Source organism: Streptomyces sp. CB02366, from assembly GCF_001905905.1.
GTDB lineage: Bacteria > Actinomycetota > Actinomycetes > Streptomycetales > Streptomycetaceae > Streptomyces.
In genome coordinates, this window is sequence record NZ_LIVT01000013.1 from 91,360 (window position 1) to 115,381 (window position 24,022).

At 72.8% G+C, this 24,022-nt stretch carries 19 protein-coding genes and 1 pseudogene; 3 read left to right on the forward strand and 17 right to left on the reverse strand.

All coding sequences use genetic code 11. The features are described from left to right. Nucleotides 1-21: 21 nt before the first annotated feature. The 6 genes from rplS to AMK24_RS27215 form a co-directional block, all read right to left on the reverse strand. Nucleotides 22-372, reverse strand: a complete 351-nt coding sequence (rplS, locus tag AMK24_RS27190) for a 50S ribosomal protein L19 (protein WP_006127901.1) — start codon at nucleotides 370-372, stop codon at nucleotides 22-24. Between the two features lie 129 nt (nucleotides 373-501). Continuing rightward, nucleotides 502-1,323 (reverse strand): tRNA (guanosine(37)-N1)-methyltransferase TrmD, encoded by an 822-nt coding sequence (gene trmD, locus AMK24_RS27195; RefSeq protein WP_073771545.1) that lies wholly within the window; start codon nucleotides 1,321-1,323, stop codon nucleotides 502-504. Continuing rightward, complete coding sequence (rimM, locus tag AMK24_RS27200) at nucleotides 1,323-1,934, reverse strand: ribosome maturation factor RimM (RefSeq protein WP_073771546.1); 612 nt, start codon at nucleotides 1,932-1,934, stop codon at nucleotides 1,323-1,325. The genes trmD and rimM overlap by 1 nt, the downstream gene beginning before the upstream one ends. Before the next feature lie 125 nt (nucleotides 1,935-2,059). Continuing rightward, nucleotides 2,060-2,299, reverse strand: coding sequence for an RNA-binding protein (locus AMK24_RS27205; RefSeq protein WP_073771547.1), 240 nt, complete (start codon nucleotides 2,297-2,299; stop codon nucleotides 2,060-2,062). Between the two features lie 2 nt (nucleotides 2,300-2,301). Further along, a complete protein-coding gene (rpsP, locus tag AMK24_RS27210) occupies nucleotides 2,302-2,742 on the reverse strand; it encodes a 30S ribosomal protein S16 (RefSeq protein ID WP_018488710.1) in 441 nt (146 codons plus the stop codon). A 158-nt stretch (nucleotides 2,743-2,900) separates the two neighbouring features. Beyond that, entirely contained in the window at nucleotides 2,901-3,494 is a 594-nt protein-coding gene (locus AMK24_RS27215; protein ID WP_030197522.1) for a hypothetical protein, read from the reverse strand. Between the two features lie 449 nt (nucleotides 3,495-3,943). Here AMK24_RS27215 and AMK24_RS27220 point away from each other — a divergent pair, with 449 nt between their 5' ends. Next, the gene (locus AMK24_RS27220) at nucleotides 3,944-4,828 is read left to right on the forward strand and encodes a methyltransferase domain-containing protein (protein ID WP_073771548.1); all 885 of its coding nucleotides are present in this window, start codon (nucleotides 3,944-3,946) and stop codon (nucleotides 4,826-4,828) included. Nucleotides 4,829-4,938: 110 nt separating this feature from the next. Here AMK24_RS27220 and ffh read toward each other — a convergent pair whose 3' ends face one another. The 5 genes and pseudogenes from ffh to nsdA form a co-directional block, all read right to left on the reverse strand. Next, entirely contained in the window at nucleotides 4,939-6,492 is a 1,554-nt protein-coding gene (gene ffh, locus AMK24_RS27225) for a signal recognition particle protein (RefSeq protein WP_073771549.1), read from the reverse strand. A 125-nt stretch (nucleotides 6,493-6,617) separates the two neighbouring features. Beyond that, nucleotides 6,618-9,071 (reverse strand): annotated as a pseudogene (locus tag AMK24_RS27230) ([protein-PII] uridylyltransferase); the annotation flags it as partial. A 29-nt stretch (nucleotides 9,072-9,100) separates the two neighbouring features. Beyond that, entirely contained in the window at nucleotides 9,101-9,439 is a 339-nt protein-coding gene (locus AMK24_RS27235; RefSeq protein ID WP_073771550.1) for a P-II family nitrogen regulator, read from the reverse strand. Further along, the gene (locus tag AMK24_RS27240; protein WP_073771551.1) at nucleotides 9,436-10,788 is read right to left on the reverse strand and encodes an ammonium transporter; all 1,353 of its coding nucleotides are present in this window, start codon (nucleotides 10,786-10,788) and stop codon (nucleotides 9,436-9,438) included. Before AMK24_RS27240 ends, AMK24_RS27235 begins: the two co-directional genes overlap by 4 nt. A 323-nt stretch (nucleotides 10,789-11,111) precedes the next feature. Next, the gene (gene nsdA / locus AMK24_RS27245) at nucleotides 11,112-12,587 is read right to left on the reverse strand and encodes a transcriptional repressor NsdA (RefSeq protein ID WP_073771552.1); all 1,476 of its coding nucleotides are present in this window, start codon (nucleotides 12,585-12,587) and stop codon (nucleotides 11,112-11,114) included. A 426-nt stretch (nucleotides 12,588-13,013) separates the two neighbouring features. Here nsdA and AMK24_RS27250 point away from each other — a divergent pair, with 426 nt between their 5' ends. Next, complete coding sequence (locus AMK24_RS27250) at nucleotides 13,014-13,661, forward strand: bifunctional DNA primase/polymerase (protein WP_073771553.1); 648 nt, start codon at nucleotides 13,014-13,016, stop codon at nucleotides 13,659-13,661. Nucleotides 13,662-13,830: 169 nt separating this feature from the next. Here AMK24_RS27250 and ftsY read toward each other — a convergent pair whose 3' ends face one another. The 5 genes from ftsY to AMK24_RS27280 all read right to left on the reverse strand — a co-directional run bounded on the left by ftsY (nucleotide 13,831) and on the right by AMK24_RS27280 (nucleotide 21,865). After that, nucleotides 13,831-15,033, reverse strand: a complete 1,203-nt coding sequence (gene ftsY / locus AMK24_RS27255) for a signal recognition particle-docking protein FtsY (RefSeq protein ID WP_073771554.1) — start codon at nucleotides 15,031-15,033, stop codon at nucleotides 13,831-13,833. Between the two features lie 327 nt (nucleotides 15,034-15,360). Then, entirely contained in the window at nucleotides 15,361-16,779 is a 1,419-nt protein-coding gene (locus AMK24_RS27260; protein ID WP_073771555.1) for a sugar porter family MFS transporter, read from the reverse strand. A gap of 233 nt (nucleotides 16,780-17,012) precedes the next feature. Beyond that, complete coding sequence (gene smc / locus AMK24_RS27265) at nucleotides 17,013-20,609, reverse strand: chromosome segregation protein SMC (protein WP_073771556.1); 3,597 nt, start codon at nucleotides 20,607-20,609, stop codon at nucleotides 17,013-17,015. Nucleotides 20,610-20,932: 323 nt separating this feature from the next. After that, entirely contained in the window at nucleotides 20,933-21,145 is a 213-nt protein-coding gene (locus AMK24_RS27270) for a hypothetical protein (protein ID WP_030117724.1), read from the reverse strand. A gap of 438 nt (nucleotides 21,146-21,583) precedes the next feature. Beyond that, complete coding sequence (locus AMK24_RS27280) at nucleotides 21,584-21,865, reverse strand: acylphosphatase (RefSeq protein WP_073771557.1); 282 nt, start codon at nucleotides 21,863-21,865, stop codon at nucleotides 21,584-21,586. A 229-nt stretch (nucleotides 21,866-22,094) separates the two neighbouring features. Between AMK24_RS27280 and AMK24_RS27285 the strand changes: the two genes are divergently transcribed. Next, nucleotides 22,095-23,060: a CAP domain-containing protein gene (locus tag AMK24_RS27285; protein WP_073771558.1), complete on the forward strand. Its 966-nt coding sequence runs from the start codon at nucleotides 22,095-22,097 to the stop codon at nucleotides 23,058-23,060. Nucleotides 23,061-23,085: 25 nt separating this feature from the next. Here the strand turns inward: AMK24_RS27285 and mutM are convergent, their stop codons facing one another. After that, entirely contained in the window at nucleotides 23,086-23,946 is an 861-nt protein-coding gene (gene mutM, locus AMK24_RS27290; RefSeq protein WP_073771559.1) for a bifunctional DNA-formamidopyrimidine glycosylase/DNA-(apurinic or apyrimidinic site) lyase, read from the reverse strand. Nucleotides 23,947-24,022: the final 76 nt, after the last annotated feature.

Below are 24,022 nucleotides of genomic sequence, written 5' to 3' on the forward strand. Positions count from 1 at the left end.
GGGGGATGGCCGGGCGACAGCTCAGTTGTCGCGCTTCTCCTTGATCTTCGCGGCCTTGCCGCGCAGCTCACGGAGGAAGTACAGCTTGGCGCGGCGGACGTCACCGCGGGTGACGAGCTCGATCTTCTCGAAGATCGGGCTGTGCACCGGGAAGGTGCGCTCGACGCCGACGCTGAAGGAGACCTTGCGGACCGTGAAGGTCTCGCTGACGCCCGCGCCCTGGCGGCGGATGACGACGCCCTTGAACTGCTGGATACGGGAGCGGTTGCCCTCGATCACGCGGACGTGGACGTTGACGGTGTCGCCGGGGCGGAACGCCGGGACGTCGGACCGGAGGGTCGCGGCATTGACGTCATCGAGCAGGGAAGCCATGGTTTCTGCTTTCTTCGCCGATGCCACAGGTCATCGACGGAATGTCGTGGAGAGTTCCGGGGGCTGATCGCGTCGGGCGGGCGTCTTTCCCCCTGTGGCAGGGGCGCACACCGGACGTACAGCAGCGGCCTATTGTTCCACGGCGGGGGGCCTGCGCCAAAATCGGCCGCCGGGCTCCGGCGCGAAGCCGAGGATGGACAGGATCTCGCGGTCCTTCTTGTCGAAGGCGCTCGCCTCGCACCGCTCGATCAGGTCGGGCCGGTTGAGGGCGGTCCGGGCGAACGCCTGGTCCCGCCGCCAGCGCGCGATCTTCCCGTGGTGCCCGCTGAGCAGGACGTCCGGGATCGTACGGCCACGCCACTGGGGCGGCTTGGTGTAGACGGGGCCCTCCAGGAGATCGGCCATCGCGCCCGGGGCGAAGGAGTCGTCCCGGTGGGACTCGGCGTTGCCGAGGACGCCGGGCAGCAGCCGGGCCACCGCCTCCGTGATCACCAGGACGGCCGCTTCCCCGCCGGCCAGCACGTAGTCCCCGATGGAGACCTCGACGACGCGCAGCCGGGTGGCGTACTCGTCGATCACCCGGCGGTCGATGCCCTCGTACCGTGCCGGGGTGAAGACGAGCCACGGCTCGGCGGAGAGCTCCACGGCGAGTTCCTGGGTGAAGGGCCGGCCGCTGGGCGTGGGGACGACCAGGACCGGGGAGTGCGCCCCGGCCTCGTAGCCGTCGGCCAGGGCCTCGTCCAGGGCGTCGCCCCAGGGCTCGGTCTTCATGACCATGCCGGGGCCGCCGCCGTAGGGGGTGTCGTCGACCGTGTTGTGCCGGTCGTACGTCCACTCCCGCAGATCGTGGACGTGGACGTCCAGTACGCCGCGGGCGCGGGCCTTGCCGACCAGGGAGACGTTCAGCGGTTCCAGGTACTCCGGGAAGATCGTGACGACGTCGAGCCGCATCAGGCGTCGCCCCTCGACCCCTCGCCGGCGTCCCCGGGGGCCTTCCCGGTGTCCTCGGCGGGGCCTTCCTCCTCCTCGCGGGCGGAGGCGATCACGGCCTCGCTCTCGTCGATCAGGCCGGGCGGCGGGGTGATGACCGCGCGCTGCTCCTCCAGGTCGATCTCGGTGACGATCTCCTCGACGAAGGGGATCATCACCTCGCTGCCGTCGGGGCGCTCCACGATGAACAGGTCCTGCGAGGGCAGGTGGGAGATTTCGGTGATCCGGCCGATCGCGGTGCCGTCGGCGAGCACCACGTCCAGGTCGATCAGCTGGTGGTCGTAGAACTCGTCCTCCTCCTCGGGGAGTTCCTCCGGGTCCACCTCGGCGATCAGCAGGGTGTTGCGCAGCGCCTCGGCGGCGGTGCGGTCGCGCACGCCCTCGAAGCGCAGCAGGAGCCTGCCGCTGTGGACCCGGCCGGCCTCGATCGTCAGCGGGCCCGTCGCCGCCGGTTCGGTGGCCAGGACGGCGCCGGGGCCGAGCCGCAGTTCCGGCTCGTCCGTTCGTACCTCGACGGTGACCTCGCCCTTGATGCCGTGGGCGCGGCCGATCCGCGCGACTACCAACTGCACGCTGTTCTCCGATTGGTGGGGTGGGGGCGTCGATCCGTCGCGCGGAGACGTCCCGGTGGCCGACGACAAAGGCCGGGGACGGCCCGAAGGCCCTCCCCGGCCCTGGCCGGTGTTCAACTCGCCGTTCAGCGAACCTGGTCCACGTCGACGAGGTCGACCCGGATACCGCGGCCGCCGATGGCGCCCACGACCGTACGCAGGGCGCGAGCGGTGCGGCCGTTGCGGCCGATCACCTTGCCGAGGTCCTCGGGGTGGACCCGGACCTCCAGCACGCGCCCGCGCCGCAGGGTGCGCTCGGCAACCTGCACGTCGTCGGGGTTGTCGACGATGCCCTTCACGAGGTGCTCGAGAGCCTCCTCGAGCATGCTCAGGCCTCGGTCGACTCGGTGGACGCGGCAGCGTCGGCCGCCTCGTCCGCCTTCTTGTCGGACTTCTTGGCCTTGGGCGTGATGGCCTCGCCCTTGGCCTCGTCGCCGTCCGCGGACAGCGCCTCGAACAGCGCGCGCTTGTCGGCCTTGGGCTCCGGCTGGAGCAGCGGCGCGGGGGCCGGGAGGCCCTTGTGGGCCTGCCAGTCACCGGTGAGCTTCAGGATCGCGAGAACCGGCTCGGTCGGCTGGGCGCCGACGGACAGCCAGTACTGCGCGCGCTCCGAGTTGACCTCGATGCGCGAAGGGTTCTGCACCGGGTGGTACAGGCCGATCTCCTCGATGGCCCGGCCGTCACGGCGGGTACGGGAGTCGGCGACGACGATGCGGTAGTGAGGCGAACGGATCTTGCCCAGACGCTTCAGCTTGATCTTGACTGCCACGGAAGTGGTGTCTCCTGGTCTCTGACGTGGTTGGGCACAACGAAGATGCCACGTGGGGTTGCGGTACTCGGAGTGCCCGATGGACGCGTCAGCCGGAGGAGAGAGGGGTCCTGTGCGGCTGTCGAGTACAGCTAGCCATTGTGCCACACCCCGTCGGCTCACCCCACCGCGACCGCCGCTTCCGGGATGCGGAACGGCTTGCCGCAGCCGCCGCAGACGATCGGCGCCTGCGCCAGGACCGAGGGGACGACGCGGACGTTGCGTCCGCACTCGCAGACGGCCTTGACCCGCACGCCGCCCCCGGAGGAACCGTGCCGGGCGGCGGGACCGCGGAAGGAGCGCTTGGTGTCCGCGGCGGTGGCGACGGTGTGCGCCTTGAGGGCGCGCTGCAGCCGTTCGGTGGTCGGACGGTACCGGCGCTTGGCTTCCGGATTCAGCGTGACCAGCGAGAATCCGCTGCTGGGGTGGGGTTCCTCGGCGTGATCGAGGCCCAGCTCCTCGGCGATCGCGAGGAAGCGTCGGTTGTGGTAGCGGCCGGCGCGGGAGGTGTCTCGGACTCCTCTCGCGGCGGCGATGCCGTGGACTGCCTCATGGAGCAGTCGCTCGAAGGAGAGCTCGGCGCCACAGGCGGACGAGGACTCTCCGATCAGGGACTCGGGCGCGGCGAGATCGGGCAGCTCGGGGTGGTACCGCTGAATGTCGGCCCACGCCTGTGCCAGCTCTGCGGCAAGTACAGGTGGTGTCGTGCTCACGTCGTGACAACGAGCCCGAGTGCTCCGGTGTTCCTATTCCGGGGCATCCCAAATAATTTGCACGTACCAGTCAGTCGCCCTTGATGCGTCCGGACGAGGGCGGGTACGCCGAACTGCGGAGAAGACGCACAGCTCACACCAAGGTGGTGCACAGCGTGCGGTACGCCGGGGGCTCGTGCGCACGGCGCGCGGACGGTCGGCGCGCCGGGCGAATCCGCCCGGAAGACTACCCGTGCCACCGCTCGACGTGCCCGGCACGGCGTGTCGGGTAAGACTGGTCGAAGAGCATCGTGGGACGGGGCGCACGACCGGGGCACGCAAGCACTGCTCCACAACCCCTGGACGGGACGGCGGATGCGCAGTTCTCTGACTACGGGGTGCGGAACACCCGCACACGGGGGACGTTCACTCGGGCACGACCGACCTCTTGGCGGATTGGGGAACTTTCCATGACACCAACGCTCGTCCGGAACCAGCCGTACGCGGACGCCTCCGCGTCGGGGGACGCCGGTACCCGCGCACGCGACTGGGCCGAGATCCAGGAACGCATGCTCGCCCCCCTCCACGAAGCGGTGTACGAGCGGATGGAGGTGGGGGCCGGTACCCGGATGCTCGCCCTGGGCTGCGGCTCGGGCCTCGCGATGCTCGTCGCGGCGGCCCGGGGGGCGCACGTCACCGGTGTGGACTCCGACCGGGAGCGCCTGGCGCTCGCCCGCGCGCGGCTGCTGCCCGGGGCCGACTGGGAGGACGCGCCCGCGCACCCCCCGCATCCGGCCGGCGGCCGGGCCCGGCTGCTGGAGGACGGGCGGCCCGCCCCCGTCGGCGCGGACGGCGCCCCGTACAACCTGATCACGGTGTTCGAGCCGATCGGCTGCGCGGCCGGGGACTCGGAGGGGCTGGTGCCGGCCCTGCGGGCGGCCGTCCCCCTGGCCGTCCGGGGCGCCTCCGTGGTGCTGACCGGCTGGGGTCCGCCGGAGCGCTGCGCGACGGCGGACGTGCTGCGGGTGGCGGCCCGGCTGGCGGATTCGGCGCGGCCGACGCGTACGGAACCCGGCAGGTGGCGGCCCACGCTCCGGGACGACCTGGAGGACGTGGCGGCGCGCGCGGGGCTGCGGCCGGACGGTTCGGGGCGGGTGTCCTGCCCGTTCGGTTACGCGGACGTGGGCAGCGCGGTGCGCGGGCTGCTGTCCACGGGGCTGTTCGACGCCGCCGTGCGGGCCACGGACCGTTCGCAGGTGGAGAAGGAGGTCGCGGAGGCCCTGCACCCGCACCGGCGGCCGGACGGCACGGTGTGGATGCCGAACGTCTTCCGCTATCTGGTCTGCGTGACGTGAGCCTCCGCCGGGCGTGAGCGTCCGCGCGGCCCCGCCGGGGCCGTGCGCCGGACACGCGTGAGGGGCGCCCTCTCCCGAAGCCGCCCCTCACGCGTGTGGCGTCGTGGCCGCTACATGAACTTCTTGAACTCGTCCGGCAGCTCGAAGTTCTTGGCGTCCTGGCCGGCGGGCAGTCCGAGCGCGCCGCCGTTCTGGGCCGCCTGCTCGCGGCGGGCCGCCGCGGCCTGCTCCTCGGCCTTGCGCTTCATGGGGTTGCCGCTCTTGCGCTTGCCCTTGGCCTGCTTGACCTGCTTCTTCTGCCGGCCGGGGCCGCCGCCCATCCCGGGCATCCCCGGCATGCCCGGCATGCCGCCGCCCTGGGCCATCTTCGACATCATCTTGCGGGCCTCGAAGAAGCGCTCCACCAGGCTCTTGACCACGGAGACCTCGACGCCCGCGCCCTTGGCGATACGGGCCCGGCGCGAACCGTTGATGATCGTCGGCTCGGCGCGCTCCTTGGGCGTCATCGACTTGATGATCGCGGCGGTGCGGTCGATGTCGCGCTCGTCGATGTTGTTGATCTGGTCCTTGATCTGCCCCATGCCGGGCAGCATCCCGAGCAGCTTGGAGATGGAGCCCATCTTGCGGACCTGCTCCATCTGGGCCAGGAAGTCGTCGAGGGTGAAGTCCTTCCCACCCTTGCTCGACTGGAGCTTGGAGGCCATTTTGGCGGCCTCTTCCTGGCTGAACGTCTTCTCCGCCTGCTCGATCAGGGTGAGCAGGTCACCCATGTCGAGGATGCGGGAGGCCATCCGGTCCGGGTGGAACGCGTCGAAGTCCTCCAGCTTCTCGCCGTTCGACGCGAACATGATCTGCTTGCCCGTGACATGGGCGATCGACAGGGCCGCACCGCCGCGGGCGTCGCCGTCGAGCTTGGAGAGCACCACGCCGTCGAAGCCGACGCCGTCGCGGAAGGACTCGGCGGTGTTGACCGCGTCCTGACCGATCATCGCGTCGACGACGAAGAGGATCTCGTCGGGGCTGACGGCGTCGCGGATGTCCGCGGCCTGCCGCATCAGCTCCTGGTCGATGCCGAGACGGCCGGCGGTGTCGACGATCACGATGTCGTGGACCTTGGCCTTGGCGAACTCGATGGAGTCCTTGGCGACCTGGACCGGGTCGCCGACGCCGTTGCCCGGCTCGGGGGCGTACACCGCGACGCCGGCGCGTTCGGCGACGACGCTCAGCTGGTTGACGGCGTTGGGGCGCTGGAGGTCGCAGGCGACGAGCAGCGGGGAGTGGCCCTGGCCCTTGAGCCAGAGGCCGAGCTTTCCGGCGAGCGTCGTCTTACCGGCGCCCTGGAGGCCGGCGAGCATGATCACGGTGGGGGCGGTCTTGGCGAACCGCAGCCGCCGGGTCTCGCCGCCGAGGATGGAGACGAGCTCCTCGTTGACGATCTTGACGACCTGCTGCGCGGGGTTCAGCGCCTGGGAGACCTCGGCGCTGCGCGCCCGCTCCTTCACGTTGGCGATGAAGGCCCGGACCACGGGCAGGGCGACGTCGGCTTCCAGCAGGGCGATACGGATCTCGCGTGCCGTGGCGTCGATGTCCGCCTCGGACAAGCGGCCCTTGCCCCTGAGGTTCTTGAAAGTCGCGCTAAGGCGGTCGGAGAGAGTATCGAACACGGCGCTCGTCGGTCCTCAGGGTCGGGGGCGGGGGCTGGTCAATCGCCCTCCAGGGTATCCGGCCCCCGGACAACACCGAGCCCGCGCCCGGAACCCGCCGCACGAAGGCTGTCCGGACGCGGTCGGCCGAGGGCCTCCTCGACCTCCCGGGCCACCGCGGCGGCCCGTTCCGGAGGCAGCGGTTCCCCGTCCGCGCCGGTCACGTAGAAGGCGTCCACGGCGTTGGCGCCGAGGGTGGAGACATGGGCGCTCCGCACCCGTACCGCGCTCTCCTCCAAGGCCCGGCCGATCCGGTGCAGCAGGCCCGGGGCGTCCTGGGCGCGGACCTCGATGACGGTGGCGCGGCGGGAGCCCGCGGCGGCCACGGAGACCCGCGGCGGCGGGGCCTTGACCCCGCGCCTGCGGGGGTGGGCGGCCTCCCGTTCGGCGAGACGCGCCCGGATGTCCAGGGAGCCGTCCAGGGCGCGTACGAGGTCGGCGCGGAGGCGGGCGGCCTGCGGGAGGGCCCCGTACTCGGCGGCCACCCGCCAGGCGAGCAGCAGCAGGTCCGCCCGCTCCCCCACCTCGTCGGGCAGTTCCAGCGCGCGCAGGTCGGCGGAGCGCACGGTGAGGCGGTGCAGGGCCAGGACCCCTGCGGCGGCGGGCAGGACGCCGGGGCGGTCGGGCAGGGCGATGAGGAGTTCGACGCCGACCGGCGCCGCCTCGCCGTCCCCGTGGGGTTCCTCGGCCCGGGTGCGCAGGGCGAGGACGGGGCCGCCGGTGCGCAGGGCCTCGACGGCGAGGCGTTCGTGCTCGGCGCCGACTGCGCCCTCGACGGGCTCCTCGACGGGCTTCCCGGCGAGAACGGCCGCGACGCGTTCGACGAGGTCGGCGACGAGGGAGGCGCGCCAGGCGCTCCATGCGGCGGGCCCGGTGGCGAGCGCGTCGGCCTCGGTGAGGGCGTGCAGCAGCTCCAGGGTGGAGGCGTCGCCCACGGCCGCGGCGACCGCCCGCACGGTGGCGGGATCGTCGAGGTCGCGCCGGGTGGCGGTCTCGACGAGCAGCAGGTGGTGGCGTACGAGGGTGGCGACGACGCCGGCGTCCTGCTGGTCGAAGCCGATGCGGGCGGCCGTGTCGCGGGCGACGGCCTCGCCCGCCACGGAGTGGTCGCCGGGCCGGCCCTTGCCGATGTCGTGGAGGAGGGCGGCGACCAGGAGCAGGTCGGGGCGGTGGACGCGGCGGGTGAGGGAGGCGGCGCGGACGGCGGTCTCCACGAGATGCCGGTCGACGGTCCAGGTGTGGACGGGGTTGCGCTGGGGGCGGCAGTGGACGTGTTCCCAGGCGGGCAGCAGCCGGGTGACGATCCCTTCCGCCTCCAGCGCCTCCCAGACGGGGACGGTGGCCTCGCCCGCGCCGAGCAGGGTGATCAGTTCCTCGCGGGCCTCGGGGGGCCAGGGCACCGGCAGCGGCGGGGCGGTGGCCGCCAGGTGGCGTACGAGGTGGCGGGAGAGCGGGAGCCCGGCCTCGGCGGCTGCCGCGGCGGCGCGCAGGGCGAGGACGGGGTCGCGTTCGGGCCGGGCGGCGCGGGCGAGGACCACTTCGCCGTCCGCGTCCACCACGCCGTCGGCCAGGGGGGCGCGTTCGGGGGCCTGGGAGCCAAGGCCCCCGGTGAGCAGGGCGCGCAGCCTCGGGCGGGCGGAGCGGGCGCGCAGGACCCGCTCGACCTCGCGCCAGGTGACGTCGGTGGCGTACGAGACCGTCCGCGCGGCCTCGTAGACCTGGCGCAGCAGGGTGTCGGCGTCGGGCAGGCCCAGGGCTGCGGCGACCTGGTCCTGTTCCTGGAGGGCGAGGCGGTCGGTGGCGCGCCCGGTGGCGAGGTGGAGGGCGTCGCGGGCGTCGAGCAGGACCCGGCGGGCCCGGTCGAGGCCGTCGCGGGGGGCGTCCGCCACCCAGGAGGCGGCCACGGCGCGCAGGGCGGTGGCGTCGCGGAGTCCGCCGCGGGCCTCCTTGAGGTCGGGTTCCAGGAGGAACGGAAGCTCGCCCGCCCGCTCCGCGCGTTCCCGGCCGAGTTCCAGGAGGGCGGGGAGGCGCCGGGGGGCCTGGCCGCGCCAGTCGGCGAGAACCGCGGTGCGCAGGGAGGCGACGAGACCGAGGTCTCCGGCGACCGGGCGGGCGTCGAGCAGGCCGAGCTGGACCTTGAGGTCCTCGCCGGCGGTCTTCCGGGCCTCGCCGGGGGTGCGTACGGAGTGGTCGAGGGCGAGGCCCAGGTCCCAGACCGGGTACCAGAGGGCGTCCGCGAGGGCGGCGAGGGCCGCCGGGGCGGCGGCGCCGTCGTGCAGGAGGAGCAGGTCGAGGTCGCTGCGCGGGGAGAGCTCGCCCCGGCCGTAGCCGCCGACGGCGACGAGGGCGGCGCCGCGCACCCCGGTGCGGACGGCCGCGGCGGTGAACAGGCCGGTGAGCCAGTCGTCGGTGAGGCGGGCGAGGGCCGCACGGCGCGGCGGCCCGGAGCGTTCCTCCTGCTGGAGGAGGCGCAGCCGGGCCGCCGCGTAGCCGTGGGGCCCCGGGGCGTCGGTTCCGGTGGTCGTCTCGTTCCTCGTCACCCGGCTGCCTTCCGTGCGTGGATGGTCGGTCAGAGGGCGTCGGGGCCGCGCTCGCCGGTCCGGACGCGGACGGCGGTGTCGACCGGGACGCTCCAGACCTTCCCGTCGCCGATCTTGCCGGTGCGGGCGGCCCTGACGACGACCTCGATGAGCTGGTCGGCGTCCTCGTCCTCGACGAGGACCTCGATGCGGATCTTGGGAACCAGGTCGACGGTGTACTCGGCGCCCCGGTAGACCTCGGTGTGGCCGCGCTGCCGCCCGTAACCGCTGGCCTCGGTGACGGTGAGCCCCTGGACGCCGAAGGCCTGGAGGGCCTCCTTGATCTCGTCCAGCCGGTGGGGCTTCACGACCGCGGTGATGAGCTTCATGCGTCCACCTTCTTCGTCTTCGGTGCTGCTGTCGGGGCGGGTGCGGGGCCGGTGGCGCGGGCGGCCGAGCCGCCGCCGGCGCCGCTGAAGTCGTAGGCCGTCTCGGCGTGCTCGACCTGGTCGATTCCGGAGACCTCGTCGTCCTCGGAGACCCGCATGCCGATGGTCCGGTGGATCGCCAGGGCGAGCAGCGCGGAGACGGCGAGAGAGTACGCGAGGACCGCGACGACGCCGAGGACCTGCTTGCCGAGCTGTTCGAGGCCGCCGCCGTAGAAGAGTCCCTGGGCGTCGGACTGGACGCCTCCGGTGGCGAAGAAGCCGACCAGGACCGAGCCGATGACACCGCCGACGAGGTGGACGCCGATGACGTCCAGAGAGTCGTCGTAGCCGAACCGGTACTTCAGGCCGACCGCCATGGCGCACAGGACACCGGCGAGGGCGCCGATCGCGAGGGCGCCGAGCGGGCTGACGGAGCCGCCCGCCGGGGTGATGGCGACGAGGCCGGCGACCGCGCCGGAGGCGGCGCCGAGCGTGGTGAAGGCGCCGTGGCGCAGCTTCTCGTAGATCAGCCAGCCGAGGACGGCGGCCGCGGCGGCGACCTGGGTGTTGAGGAACATGACCGCGCCGACGCCGTCGTCGTTGCCGAGCCAGGATCCGGCGTTGAAGCCGAACCAGCCGAACCACAGGAGGGCCGCGCCGAGCATGACGAGCGGCAGGCTGTGCGGACGCATCGGGTCCTTCTTGAAGCCGACGCGCTTGCCGATGACCAGGATGACGCCGAGGGCGGCCGCACCCGCGTTGATGTGGACGGCCGTGCCGCCGGCGAAGTCGATGACGCCCATCTCGAAGAGCCAGCCGCCGGAACCCCAGACCCAGTGGGCGACGGGGAAGTAGACGGCGGTGACCCACAGGACGACGAAGAGGGCCCAGGCGGTGAACTTCACCCGGTCGGCGAGGGCGCCGCTGATCAGGGCGGGGGTGAGGACGGCGAACATGAGCTGGAAGGCGGCGAAGACGTACACCGGGATGGTGTAGCCGTCCCAGAGTTCGGTGACGCCGATGCCGCCGAGGCCGACGTAGTCAAAGCTCCAGCCGATGACCGAGCCGACGTCGGAGCCGAAGGCGAGGCTGAATCCGTAGAGCACCCACAGGACCGTGACGATCCCGAGGCTGATGAAGCTCATCATCAGCATGTTCAGGGTGCTCTTGACGCGGACCATGCCCCCGTAGAAGAAGGCCAGGCCGGGGGTCATGAGCATCACCAGGGCCGAGCAGATGAGCAGGAACCCGGTGTTGGCGGCAGACAGCTCGGGGGCGTCTGCGGCAAGCGTCGTGATGCCTGGGGGCATCGGCGTCTCCTCGTCGTCGGAGCGGCCGCGGCGTGCGGGGAAGGCCGCGGGACCACTGGGGTGCGGTGCGGGCCGTTATGAGCCACGAGATTGGCCCAGAGCCGTTTCGTGGGATGCCGCACGATGTTTCCCGGGCGTGACGAAGAGGGATCGCGTGTTACGGCCGGATGAAGCCCGGGTGGCGGGTCCGGTCCGCTGCCTACCATGCGGCGCACGCCGTGCGCCGCGGACGGGGCCGGCCGCGGCGCCCCTCCGCGCGACCGGGCGATGGGGGAGCCGGGTCGGGGTGTGCGGAAGGGGGCCGCGGCCGGGGCCGGGGGCGGTCAGACCGCTTCGGCGGTCTCCGGGAGCTGTTCGTGGAGGAGTTCGGTGAGCCGGGCGACTTCGGCGACGTCGCCGAAGTCGCGGGCGGCGGTGTCCACGGTCTTGCGCAGACGGGTGTTGACGCGCTCGGAACGGACCTTCTTGGCGATCTTCAGGGCGCGGGCGGCCAGCACGGTGGACTGTTCGGGCTCGCGCTGCAGGAGGTGGACGGTGGCCATGCCGATGAGGTTGAGCGCGTAGGAGCGCTGGTGCTCGTCGTCGTCGCCGAACAGCTCGACGGCCCGCTCCATGACGGGCTCGGCGAGCGAGGCGTAGGTGGGGCTGCGGCCGGCGACGTAGGCCAGGTCGCGGTAGGAGTGGGCGTTCTCGCCGTTCAGCTCGGCCTCGGAGAAGAAGCGGATCCAGTCGGGTTCGGGCTCGTCGTCGAGGCCGGCGTCCAGAAAGGTGTCCTCGGCCATCCGGACGGCCCGCTTGCATTTGCTGGGCTGGCCCATGTTGGCGTAGGCGCGGGCCTCCATCGCATACAGCATCGCCTGGGTGCGGGAGGTGGCGCAGTCGCGACTGCCGTACTGGGCGAGGTGGATCAGCTCCAGGGCGTCGTCGGGGCGGCCGAGGTGGATCATCTGGCGGCTCATGCTGGAGAGGATGTAGCTGCCGAGCGGTTTGTCGCCGGCCTCCTTGGCGGCGTGCAGGGCGAGTACGAAGTACTTCTGGGCGGTGGGCTGGAGACCGACGTCGTAGCTCATCCAGCCCGCCAGCTCGGCCAGTTCGGCGGCGCAGCGGAAGAGCCGCCGGGCGGTGGGGCCCGGCTGGGGCTCCTGGAGCAGGTCGGTGACCTCGTGCAGTTGCCCCACGACGGCCTTGCGGCGCAGGCCGCCGCCGCACTGGGCGTCCCACTGGCGGAACATCGCGGTGGTCGACTCCAGCAGGTCCAGCTCGGGACCGGAGAGCCGGGAGGGGCGGGGCTCGGCGGCGGGGGCGGCCGGCTCGTCGGACGCCTGGGCGGGGGCGGGGACCAGCCAGCGCTGCATGGGCTCGATGAGGGCGGGCCCGGCAGCCAGCGTCAGGGAGGAGCCGAGGAATCCGCGCCGGGCGAGCATCAGGTCGCTGCGGGAGAACTCGCTGAGCAGGGCGACGGTCTGCGGCCCGGCCCAGGGGAGGTCGACCCCGGCCACCGAGGGCGACTGGTGGGCGGTGCGCAGACCGAGCTGCTCGACGGCGACGACGGTGCCGAAGCGTTCGGAGAACAGCTCGGAGAGGATGCGCGGGATCGGTTCGCGCGGCTGCTCCCCGTCGAGCCAGCGCCGCACCCGGGAGGTGTCGGTGCTGATGTGGAGGGCGCCCATCTGCCGGGCGCGCCGGTTGACCTGGCGGGCCAGCTCGCCCTTGGACCAGCCACTGCGCACGAACCACGACCCCAAATGCGCGTTGGGCCGCTTTCCCGCATCCGTGCCCTCTGCGCCGCTGCCACTCACTGGAACGCCCCCATCCCGCCGAAAACCCATCGCGCGAACCGTTATCAGAATGCCGTGCATCAGTGCTGTCCGGAGAGGAGTCCACCTCTCCCGAACAAGAAATCGGATTGCCTGCGGCATACCCGCGGGCCCCATCCTTCCAGGGTTCGCGTACCGACGGTAATCCTACGATCACCCCTGCCGCGAGGGGAGTTGGGGAAACGCCACCATTCGCCACCCCTTCTGATGAACCCGACCGCCGCTGAGCGCGCTTGACTTGAGCGAACAGGACCGAGGGCGAGCGGGAAGAAGCATTCGGGGGCGTGCGCGCCGTGCCGCACTCCCTTTTGCACTCCCGCGCACGCCACTCGATCGAGTTCAGCGGCGGAGGGTCGCCCGAGCGGCGCGAGACGTAACCACCGGCGAGGCGGACCCGTTGGAGGGGGCATGGGCTTCACTATCGGCGGCATCCGGGAGATGCGATCCGGTGCGCGGCGTCGCCACCGCGGCGGCACGGGCACGGCGGTGGCCGAGTACACCGGGCTGTGGGGCTGGGCGGTGCGGCCGGGGGCGCGGGCCGAGTCCGGCGCATGCTCGTGCGGGGCGGCGGCCTGCCCGGCGCCGGGGGCCCATCCCCTGGACTTCGCCCCCGAGATCCCGGCGGGCGCCGGTCCGGACCGCGCCGCAGACGCCTGGGCCGAGACGCCCGGCGCGGCCATGCTGCTGCCGGTGGGCCGCTCCTTCGACGTCCTGGAGGTCGCGGAGCAGGCCGGGCGGCGCGCGGTGGTGCGGATGGAGAGGATGGGGCTGCCCTCGGGGCCGGTCGCGGTGACGCCGACCGGGCGGGCGCAGTTCTTCGTCGCCCCCGGGGCCGCCGCCGAGCTGCCGGCGCTGCTCTACCGGATGGGCTGGGACGACGCGGGGCTCGACCTCCGCGCCCTCGGCCCGGGGGCGTACGTCACCGCCCCGCCCTCCGACCTCGGCGGTCTCGGCCCGGTCCGCTGGCTGCGGTCCCCGGCACTGGACACGGCGGCCGCTCCCCCGCAGGCACGGCTGCTGCTGGGAACCCTGGCGTACGTCTGCCACCGTTCGTAGGCGGCACGGAAACGGCGGACGGGCGGCGCCCGGAAGCCGGGCACGCGCGGCACGGAACCGGCGGAGGGGCAGCACCGGGAGCCAGGCGTGTGCGGCACGGAAACGGCGGACGGGCGGCAGGCTCCTCGTGGGAGCCGCCGCCCGTCCGCCGTTCGCGGTGCGGAGCGGGTCAGTCGCCGATCAGGGCGTCCACGAAGGCCCCCGGCTCGAACGGGGCGAGGTCGTCCGGGCCCTCGCCGAGGCCGATCAGCTTCACCGGTACGCCCAGCTCGCGCTGGACCGCGATGACGATGCCGCCCTTGGCGGTGCCGTCGAGCTTGGTGAGGACGATGCCCGTGATGTCCACGACCTCCGCGAACACCCGGGCCTGGACGAGGCCGTTCTGGCCGGTGGTGGCGTCCAGGACGAGGAGCACCTCGTCCAGCGGACCGTGCTTCTCCACCACGCGCTTGACCTTGCCCAGCTCGTCCATGAGACCGGTCTTGGTGTGCAGCCGGCCGGCGGTGTCGATGAGGACGACGTCCGCGCCCTCCGCGATGCCCTCCTTGACCGCGTCGTAGGCGATCGAGGCCGGGTCGCCGCCCTCGGGCCCGCGGACCGTACGGGCTCCGACGCGCTCGCCCCAGGTCTGGAGCTGGTCGGCGGCGGCGGCGCGGAAGGTGTCGGCCGCGCCGAGGACCACGCTGCGGCCGTCCGCGACGAGTACCCGGGCCAGCTTGCCGGTGGTGGTGGTCTTGCCGGTGCCGTTGACGCCGACGACCATGACGACGCCGGGGGTCTCCGCGCCGCCCTGGGTCCTGACCTCGCGGTCGAAGTCCGGGCCGAGCAGGGTGATCAGCTCCTCGCGGAGCAGGGTGCGCAGTTCGTCCGGCGTGCGGGTGCCGAGCACGCGGACGCGCTCGCGCAGCCGCTCGACCAGTTCCTGGGTGGGGGCGACGCCGACGTCGGCGGTGAGGAGGGTGTCCTCGATCTCCTCCCAGGTGTCCTCGTCGAGGTTGTCCCGGGAGAGCAGGGTGAGGAGGCCCTTGCCGAGCGAGTTCTGCGAGCGGGCGAGCCGGGCCCGCAGCCGGACGAGCCGGCCGGCGGTGGGCTCGGGGACCTCCAGCGCGGGGGCCTCGGGGGCCTCGACGACCGGGGCCTCCTCCACGGGCGCGGTGGCGTCCGGGAGACCGACGTCGTCGATGGTGCGCCGCGCTTCGTCGCGCGGCGTCTCGGCCTCCTCGCCGACCTGCGGTTCGGCGGGAGGGGTGATGGTCGGCGCGCTCGGCGGCGGGGGCGGCAGCTTCTTCTTCTTGCGGCTGCCGACCACGAGCCCGCCGACCAGGCCGACAGCGACCAGGGCGATGACTACAGCGAGGATGACGATTTCCATAACCCGTCCAGTATCGGCCACCGTCGCCCCCCGGACGCTGCCCCGGCTGGCCCCCGGTGATCCGGTGGGCCCATATGCACCTTTTGGCGGCATCGCGGAGGCCGCCCTCCGTACACCTGACGTTCCGTCGCCCACGCGCCGCTCCAAGGACGGCGGCGTACGCGGGCGGGCACCGCGTCGGCACGGTGCGGACCGAGGAGCACCACGCGGGGGGGGCGGAGTCCGCATCCGTTCTGCGGGCGACCGCCGGAAACGCCGCCGCCCCGGCTCGGGAAGAGCCGGGGCGGCGGGCCGGGAAGGCGGGCCGGGGAGGAGAGGCGGCGGGGGTCAGCCCATCTCCTCCAGCGCCTTGCCCTTGGTCTCCTTCACGAACTTGAGCACGAAGGGGATCGAGAGCACGGCGAAGCAGGCGTAGATGATGTACGTCCCCGAGAGGTTCCAGTCGGCCAGGCTCGGGAAGCTGGCGGTGATCGCCCAGTTGGCCATCCACTGGGCGAAGACGGCGACGCCGAGGGCGGCGGCGCGCAGGCGGTTCGGGAACATCTCGCCCAGGAAGACCCAGACGACGACGCCCCACGACAGGGCGAAGAAGAGCACGAAGACGTGGGCGGCCACCAGCGCCGTGGCCCCCTGGGCGGTGGGCAGCTTGCCGTCGACCAGGTCGGCGGAGAAGGCCCACGCCTCGACGGCCAGCGCGAGGGCCATGCCGATGGAGCCGACGAGAGCGAGCGGACGGCGGCCCACCCGGTCCACCAGCACCATCGCGATCACCGTGCCGATGATGTTGATGATCGAGGTGGTGAAGGAGTAGAAGAACGAGTCGGTCGGGTCGATGCCGACCGACTGCCACAGCGTCGCCGAGTAGTAGAACGCCACGTTGATGCCGACGAGCTGCTGGAACATCGACAGGCCGATACCGACCCAGACGATCGGCAGGAAGACGAAACGGCTGCCGAGCAGGTCCTTGAAGGAGGACCTGTGCTCGCGGTGCATGGCGGTCTCGATCTCGTTCACCCGGGCGTCGAGGTCCATGTTCTTCCCCTCGACCTCTTCGAGGATCTTGCGGGCCTCGGCCTTCTTGCCCACCGAGATCAGGAAGCGCGGGGACTCGGGGATGGCGAACGAGAGCAGTCCGTACAGGACGGCCGGGACGACCATCACGCCGAGCATCCACTGCCAGGCCTCCAGGCCCAGGATCTCCCCGCGCTGGTCGCCGTCGGCGATCTGGAGGACGGCGTAGTTCACCAGCTGGGAGATGGCGATGCCGATGACGATCGCGGCCTGCTGGAAGGAGCCCAGGCGGCCGCGGTAGGCGGGCGGGGAGACCTCGGCGATGTACGCCGGGCCGATCACGGAGGCCATGCCGATGGCGAAGCCGCCGATGATGCGCCACACCGCCAGGTCCCAGAGCGCGAACGGCAGCGCCGATCCGATGGCGCTGGCGGTGAAGAGCACCGAGGCGATCTGCATGCAGCGGATGCGGCCGATCCGGTCCGCGATCCGGCCGGCGGTGGCGGCGCCGATCGCGCAGCCGATCAGCGCGATGGCGATGACCTGGGCGAGCGTGCCGGAGCCGATGTCGTACCGGTCGCGGATGGCCTCGACGGCCCCGTTGATGACGGAGCTGTCGTAGCCGAAGAGGAAACCGCCCATCGCCGCGGCCGCGGTGATGAAGATGACATGGCCGAGATGGTCCGGGTGGGCCGCCCGGGCCCCGGACTCCGGTCCGTTCGCTGCACTGGTCACATGAACTCCTGATGCCTGGCCGGGGTCAGACGTGGGGGGTGAGCCTTCCCAGTGGCGCACACCATCCGGTTCACCACCACTTGAAGGCCAGAACGACTTCGCAGAGGTTATGCGTTCAAGTTTTGAAGCCCAACAGCGGGTCTCCGCACGTGTACCCCGAACCGCGCGATACGTGCCTTGAACTTTTGTCGAGCCGGTGGAAAGCCTCCGCGGCGGCGGCGTCGCGGGCCGGATCAGCGCAGCCGCTGGCTGACGACCTTCGAGACCCCGTCGCCCTGCATGGACACGCCGTACAGCGCGTCGGCGACCTCCATGGTCCGCTTCTGGTGGGTGATCACGATCAGCTGGGAGCTCTCCTGCAACTCCTCCATGATCCGGATCAGCCGCTGCAGATTGGTGTCGTCGAGGGCGGCCTCCACCTCGTCCATCACGTAGAACGGGCTGGGGCGGGCCTTGAAGATGGAGACCAGCAGGGCCACCGCCGTGAGGGACCGCTCGCCGCCCGACAGCAGGGACAGCCGCTTCACCTTCTTGCCCGGCGGACGCGCCTCGACGTCCACGCCGGTGGTGAGCATGTTGTCCGGGTCGGTCAGGACCAGCCGCCCCTCGCCGCCGGGGAAGAGGCGCGAGAAGACGCCCTCGAACTGCCGGGCGGTGTCGTGGTACGCCTCCGTGAAGACCTGCTCGACCCGCTCGTCGACCTCCTTGATCACCTGAAGCAGATCGGCCCGGGTCTTCTTCAGGTCTTCAAGCTGCTCGGACAGGAACTGGTGCCGCTCCTCCAGCGCCGAGAACTCCTCCAGGGCGAGCGGATTCACCTTCCCGAGTTGCTGGTACGCCCGTTCGGCCGCCCGCAGCCGCTTCTCCTGCTCGGGCCGCCGGTACGGCTTCGGCCGGTTGCGCGGGTGCTCCGGGTCCTCCGGCAGCTCCTCGCCCTCCGCCGCGGGCGACGGCGGCACCGGCTGGTCCGGACCGTATTCGGCGACCAGCGCGGCGGGCTCCACGCCCAGCTCCTCCAGGGCCTTCGTCTCCAGCTGCTCGATCCGCAGCCGCTTCTCGGCTCCCAGCACCTCGCCCCGGTGGACCGAGTCGGTGAGCTTGTCCAGCTCGCCCTTGAGCCCCCGGCCACGGTCGCGCTCGACGGCCAGCTCGCGCTCCCGCTCGCCCTTCGCCGCCTCGGCCCGCGTCCGCTCCTGCTCGGCCCGTTCCAGGGACACCTCCACGTGCGCCAGCAACTGGCGGGCGCCCGAGGCGACGGCGGAGGCCACCTCGGCCTCGTGCCGCAGCCGGGCCCGGCGCCGCTCGGCGCGGGCACGCGCCTCCCGTTCGGCGCGGGCGGCCCGGTCCAGCGAGTCGGCGCGTCCGGCCAGCGCCTTGACCCGCTCCTCGTGGGTACGGGCCTGGAGCCGGGCCTCCATCTCCGTCTGGCGGGCGTTGGCCCCGTCGGCGGCGAGGCGGTCCCGTACGGAGGTGTCGGGCTCCTCATCGGCGGGGGCCTCCTCGGCGACCAGCAGCCGCTCCGCCAGTTCCTCGGCCTCCTCGCTCGCCCGCTCCAGGGCCTCCTGGGCGCGGGCGGCGGAGGCGGTCATGCGCTCGGCCTCGCCCGCCGCGCCCCGGGCCTGCCCGGCGAGCCGCCCGAGCCGCTGGGCGAAGCCGGACTTCTCCCGCTCGGCCGCCCGGCGGCGCTCCCCCAGCTCCTCCACGAGCGCGGTCCGCTCCGTACGCCGCCGCTCCGCCAGCCGCTGGGCCTCAGCCAGTTCCTCGCACCGCACGGCGAGGGCGGCCAGCTCGGCGGCGGCCTCGTCCACGGACGCCTGCACCTCCAGGAGGCTGGGCGCCCCGGCCGACCCGCCGTGCGCGAAGTGGGCGGAGAGGACGTCCCCCTCCCCGGTCACCGCGGTCAGCCCGGGGTGCGCGGCGACCAGCGCCTCGGCGTCCTCCAGCGTCTTGACGACCACCGTGTCCGGTACGAGGCGGCGTACGGCCGCGACGAGGGCGGCGGGGCCGCGCAGGAGGTCGGCCACGGCCGGCGCGGGAAGGCCGGTGGCGGCGGTCGCGGGGGCCGGGGGCGCCCCCTCGTCCGCGGCCCCGGCGGCGGCTCGGCGGGTCGCCTCCCCGCCCAGCAGCATCGCCGCGCGCCCCGCGTCCCGTTCACGCAGCAGGCGGATCGCGGCGGCTGCCGTGGCCGGGTCCGTGACGGCGACCGCGTCCGCCGCGGCGCCGAGGGCGGCCGCGACCGGGACCTCGTGACCGGGTTCGACGGTGAGCAGTCCGGCGGCCGGGCCGATGAGCCCGGAGAGCCGGTCCCGGGCCCCGAGGAGCGCACCCGTACCGTCCTTGCGGCGCAGCCCCAGGGCCAGCGCCTCGTGCCGGGCCGCGACCGCCGCCCGCCTGCGCTCGGCGGCGACGGCCTCCTCACGGGCCGCGCTGTGGGCGGAACGGGCCTCGGCGAGGGCTTCCTCGGCGGCCCGGTGGCGGGCTGTCAGCTCCTCGTCGTCCGCGTCGAGCCCGTCCACCTCCGCCTTCAGCTGCTCGTACTCCTCCTGGGCGACCACCGCGCGCTCCTGCGCCTCGTCGCGGGCGGCGGCCAGCCGGTCGATCTCCGCCTGCGCCGAACCGGCCCGGCTGCGGGCCGCGTTGACCTGGCCGTGCAGCCGGGCGAGCCCTTCGCGCCGGTCGGCGATGGCGCGGGCGGCGTCCTTGAGACGGCGTTCCTCGGCGGCCAGTTCGCGTTCGAGGTCGGCGCGGTGGGCGACGGTGTCCTCCAGCGCGTGTTCGGCCGCCTCCAGCGCGGCCGTCAGCTCCGCCTCCTGTTCGCGGATCCGGGCGGCCTCCCGTTCCAGCTCCTCGGGGTCGCGGCCCCGGCGCTCCTCGGCGGGAGCCTCGGAGGCGCTGCGGACGCGGGCGTCGGCCAGCGAGACCGTGCCCCGTACCCGCTCGGCCAGCTGCGACAGCTCGTACCAGCTCTGCTGGGCGCGCTGGAGCCTGGGCGCGAGGCGGCGCACCTCGCCCTCCAGCTCGGCCTCCCGGGCGAGCGCCGTCCGCAGCTCGGCCTCGGCCGCGTCCTTGCGCTTCTTCAGCTCCGCCTCGTCGGCGAGCTCGTCCCGCAGCGCGTCCCGCAGCGTCACCAGATCGTCCGCCAGGAGGCGGAGCCGGGCGTCGCGCAGGTCGGCCTGGATGACGGCGGCCCGGCGGGCGACGGCGGCCTGCCGGCCGAGCGGCTTGAGCTGGCGGCGCAGCTCGGAGGTGAGGTCCTGGACCCGGGCCAGGTTGGCGCCCATCGCGTCCAGCTTCCGCAGCGCCTTCTCCTTGCGCTTGCGGTGCTTGAGCACGCCGGCGGCCTCCTCGATGAAGGCCCGGCGGCCCATCGGGTCGGCGTGCAGCACGGAGTCCAACTGGCCCTGCCCGACGATGACGTGCATCTCGCGGCCGATACCGGAGTCGGAGAGGAGTTCCTGGATGTCCAGCAGCCGGCAGGTGTCGCCGTTGATCCGGTATTCGCTGCCGCCATTGCGGAACATGGTCCGCGTGATCGTCACTTCGGCGTACTCGATGGGCAATGCGCCGTCGGAATTGTCGATGGTCAGCGATACTTCGGCGCGGCCGAGCGGGAGCCGCCCGGTCGTCCCGGCGAAGATCACGTCTTCCATCTTGCCGCCGCGCAGGGATTTCGCGCCCTGCTCCCCCATGACCCAGGAGAGCGCGTCCACCACGTTGGACTTCCCTGATCCGTTGGGACCCACGACGCACGTGATCCCCGGTTCGAACCGCAGGGTGGTGGCGGACGCGAACGATTTGAAACCACGCAGGGTCAGGGCCTTGAGGTGCACGCCGCCGGACTCTACCTTTCCCTCTCGGTTTCGTTGCTGAAGGTGCAGGGCACATCAGACGGTAGGCGAAGGCCGGCACGTCCGGGACGGGGGCCGGACAAAAGAAAAAGGGACGCCGAAGCGTCCCTGTGAAACTTGCTGGTGTCCACGCGAATCCAGCTGCGGTCCTGCGCGGCGCATCACCGTGCGACCGGACGACGGCGTCCCCGCCGTTACGGGGATCCCGGGGTCCGGGGAGCGGCGATCCGTGGTGCAGGACGAATCAGAGATGTTCCGAGGCTACTGAGCGTGCCCGGCCCGACCGGCCCGAAGGGCCCTCGTGGTCAGGTCAGCGCAGGCTCGCCCTGGGGTACGTCGATGTCGATGCTGTCGAGCAGCGACTCCTGGTGCTGAGCGGCGGCGTTGAGCGCGTCGTTCTCGCTCTGGATCCGGGTGAGCTCGGATTCCAGGTCCTGGACGCGCTGCTGGAGCCGTCGCATCTCGGCGAGGAGTCGCGGGTCGGAACCGCCGACGTAACCGAGAAGCGCCTTTGCCATGATGGATGGTCCTCCACAATGAGTGACCGACCGATGCGGTGTGGGTCGTCAGGGGAACGGCACCCGCGATGCTCGGCAGGGCTCTGTCACCACTGCGGTTCTGCTGCTGAACAGCTCTACCGAACAGCTAAGGTGCGCGGGGTTTTCAGCGTCTCACCAAAAAGTTTGACGGTCAACACGATCACACCCTGTGTGCCCGGGCGTCCCGGGGGCGCGCCGCCGGACGATCATGCGGCGCGACTCTCCTGCGGGGCCCCGAGGGGTGTGCAGATCTTCGTCAATGCCGCAGCCTTGCACGTCACGCGGAATCTGGCAACCATCCGTCGCGGCCGGTCCTACCGCAGGTCACTTCGGGTGCGGGGGGCCGCGCGGCACGGGGGCGGCGGCGCGGGGCGCGCGGGCGGCCGAGCTGATCACCGGGAGTGCGGTCCGGCGGGATCAGCGGATGGCGAATCCGTCGTAACCGCCGCGGGGGGTGTCCCAGATCTCAGTCACTCCGTCCACGCGCCCGGGTGTGTCGTCGGACCGCAGCCACTCCAGCAGACGGTGGCAATGGTCACGTGGCCCCTCGGCCACGATCTGCACCCGGCCGTCGTCGAGATTGAGGGCGAACCCGGTGAGCCCGCCGATCTCCAAAGCGTTTGCCCTGGTGAACCAGCGGAATCCCACTTGCTGGACCCGGCCGCGTACCCACACGACGAGACGCGCTTCTTCATTCATGCCCGAACGCTAACCGGCCTCCTGTTCCCGAAGCATCTCGCCCCCTTTCCCCCATGGGCTACAGTCCCGTCGAACAGCCTCACTCGATCAGGTGAGTATCGGACGGGGATCGACGGAAAGTCGATCAAGCGGAATGACCTCCGCGCAGGGCCGAATTCGATCGACGGGGCGGCAACGGGGAATCGAGCGACGCCGTCAGGGCGTCTGGAGCACGAGGAAGGCACAGCGCATGGGACGCCACCGACGATCCGCCGCAGGCCCCGCCGCTGAAGAATCCGCGGCCGACGCCGCTTTCCGGCGCGGTGGCACCCGCCGGAAGAAGTCCGGCGTGCCGGCCCGCGCCGGGCTCCTCGGCGTCTCGGCGGCCGTGGCCGTGGGCGCGGTGGCGGTCGCCTCGGGACTGCTCCCGGGGGGCGACGCCTCCACCTCCGGCACCACCCGCGCCGTCGACCAGGTGCGCTCCGGCGGCGCCGCCCCCGACCTGCTGACGCAGGGCAGCCGCTCCACGGAGCCGGCCGACCGGTCCTCCTCCCCCGCCCGGGGCGGCGAGAGCCCGCGGCCCCCGGGCAAGGCCCCGTCGAAGACGCCCTCCACCACCGCCCCGCCCTCCGCGGACCCGTCGAAGACGGCCCCGGAGTCGGCGTCGCCGTCCGAGGCCGCCTCCGGGAAACAGGCCGCCGATCCGTCCCGGAAGTCCGGGAAGGCGAAGGCGCCCGCGGCCCCGGGGACGAGCACGCCGCCGACGAGCAAGGCCCCGGCCCCGCCGAAGACCTCCGCCGCTCCGCCGCCGGCCGAGAAGCCGTCCCCTTCCCCGACCGACGCCTCCGCACGCTCCCAGGTGCTGGCCCTGGTCAACCAGGAACGCGCGAAGGCCGGCTGCTCCCCGCTGTCCACCAGCGCCCCGCTCACCTCGCTCGCCCAGGACTTCAGCGAGGACATGGCGGCCCGCGGCTTCTTCGACCACACGGACCCGGACGGCGACACCCCCTGGGACCGCGCCGCGCAGGCGGGCGTCCAGGGGCTGGGCGCGGAGAACATCGCCCGCGGCCAGGCCGGCCCCCAGGAGGTGATGGACGCCTGGATGAACAGCGAGGGCCACCGCACCAACGTTCTCAACTGCGACTACAAGACCATCGGCATCGGCGTCCAGGAGGGCCCCGAGGGCCCCTGGTGGGTCCAGAGCTTCGGATTCTGACCCGCGCCGGCCCCGCCCGGCCGCGTTACGACGAGGCGCGCGGCGGTCGCTGGCAGCGCGGGCAGAAGTAGCTGGAGCGGTTCATCCAGGCGCGGCGGCGCATCGGCGTGCCGCAGCGGTGGCAGGGCTCGCCCTCCCTGCCGTACGCGTCGAGCGACCGGTCGAAGTAGCCGGACTCGCCGTTCACGTTGACGTACAGGCTGTCGAAGCTGGTGCCGCCCTGGGCCAGTGCCGCGTTCATGACGTCGCGGGCGTGGCCGAGCAGCTCGGCGGACTTGGGGCGGGTCAGGGTCGCGGTCGGCCGGTCGTAGTGGAGCTTGGACCGCCAGAGCGCCTCGTCGGCGTAGATGTTGCCGACGCCGCTGATCAGCGTCTGGTCGAGGAGGGCGCGCTTGACCGTCGTACGGCGCAGGCGCAGCGCGGTGTGGAACGCCTCGTCGTCGAAGAGCGGGTCGAGTGGGTCCCGGGCGATGTGCGCGATGGTGTCGGGCAGGCCCTCGGGGGTGTTGTCGTGCAGCGAGAGCCCGCCGAAGGTCCGCTGGTCGACGAAGCGCAGCTCGGTGCCGAGGGCGTCGTCGAACCGCATCCGGACGCGCAGGTGCTTCTCGTCGGGGGCGTCCACGGGCCGCACCAGGAGCTGACCGCTCATGCCGAGGTGGCCGAGGAGCGAGGCGGACGCCTCCTCGATCGGCACCCAGAGGTACTTGCCGCGCCGCATCGCCGTTCCGAAGCGGGCGCCCCGGAGCCGGGCGGCGAAGTCGGGGCCGCCCGCGAGGTGGCGGCGGACCGAGCGCGGGTGCAGGACCTCGGCCTCGGTGACGGTGCGGCCGCTGACCCAGCGCTCCAGGCCCCGGCGGACCACTTCGACCTCGGGCAGCTCGGGCACGGGGGACCACTCCAGACACATCGGCGGTCGGACGGGGGCGGGCGGGCATCCCGGGAGCGCGGAAACGGCTCCCGGG

What these genes read in the sequence shown, in the direction of transcription:
- rplS (WP_006127901.1), bottom strand. Translation starts at nt 372, where the DNA reads ATGGCTTCCCTGCTCGATGACGTCAATGCCGCGACCCTCCGGTCCGAC.
- trmD (WP_073771545.1), bottom strand. Translation starts at nt 1,323, where the DNA reads ATGCGGCTCGACGTCGTCACGATCTTCCCGGAGTACCTGGAACCGCTG.
- AMK24_RS27280 (WP_073771557.1), bottom strand. Translation starts at nt 21,865, where the DNA reads ATGAATGAAGAAGCGCGTCTCGTCGTGTGGGTACGCGGCCGGGTCCAG.
- ftsY (WP_073771554.1), bottom strand. Translation starts at nt 15,033, where the DNA reads ATGGAAATCGTCATCCTCGCTGTAGTCATCGCCCTGGTCGCTGTCGGC.
- AMK24_RS27240 (WP_073771551.1), bottom strand. Translation starts at nt 10,788, where the DNA reads ATGCCCCCAGGCATCACGACGCTTGCCGCAGACGCCCCCGAGCTGTCT.
- AMK24_RS27270 (WP_030117724.1), bottom strand. Translation starts at nt 21,145, where the DNA reads ATGGCAAAGGCGCTTCTCGGTTACGTCGGCGGTTCCGACCCGCGACTC.
- AMK24_RS27235 (WP_073771550.1), bottom strand. Translation starts at nt 9,439, where the DNA reads ATGAAGCTCATCACCGCGGTCGTGAAGCCCCACCGGCTGGACGAGATC.
- AMK24_RS27205 (WP_073771547.1), bottom strand. Translation starts at nt 2,299, where the DNA reads ATGCTCGAGGAGGCTCTCGAGCACCTCGTGAAGGGCATCGTCGACAAC.
- AMK24_RS27220 (WP_073771548.1), top strand. Translation starts at nt 3,944, where the DNA reads ATGACACCAACGCTCGTCCGGAACCAGCCGTACGCGGACGCCTCCGCG.
- AMK24_RS27285 (WP_073771558.1), top strand. Translation starts at nt 22,095, where the DNA reads ATGGGACGCCACCGACGATCCGCCGCAGGCCCCGCCGCTGAAGAATCC.
- AMK24_RS27250 (WP_073771553.1), top strand. Translation starts at nt 13,014, where the DNA reads ATGGGCTTCACTATCGGCGGCATCCGGGAGATGCGATCCGGTGCGCGG.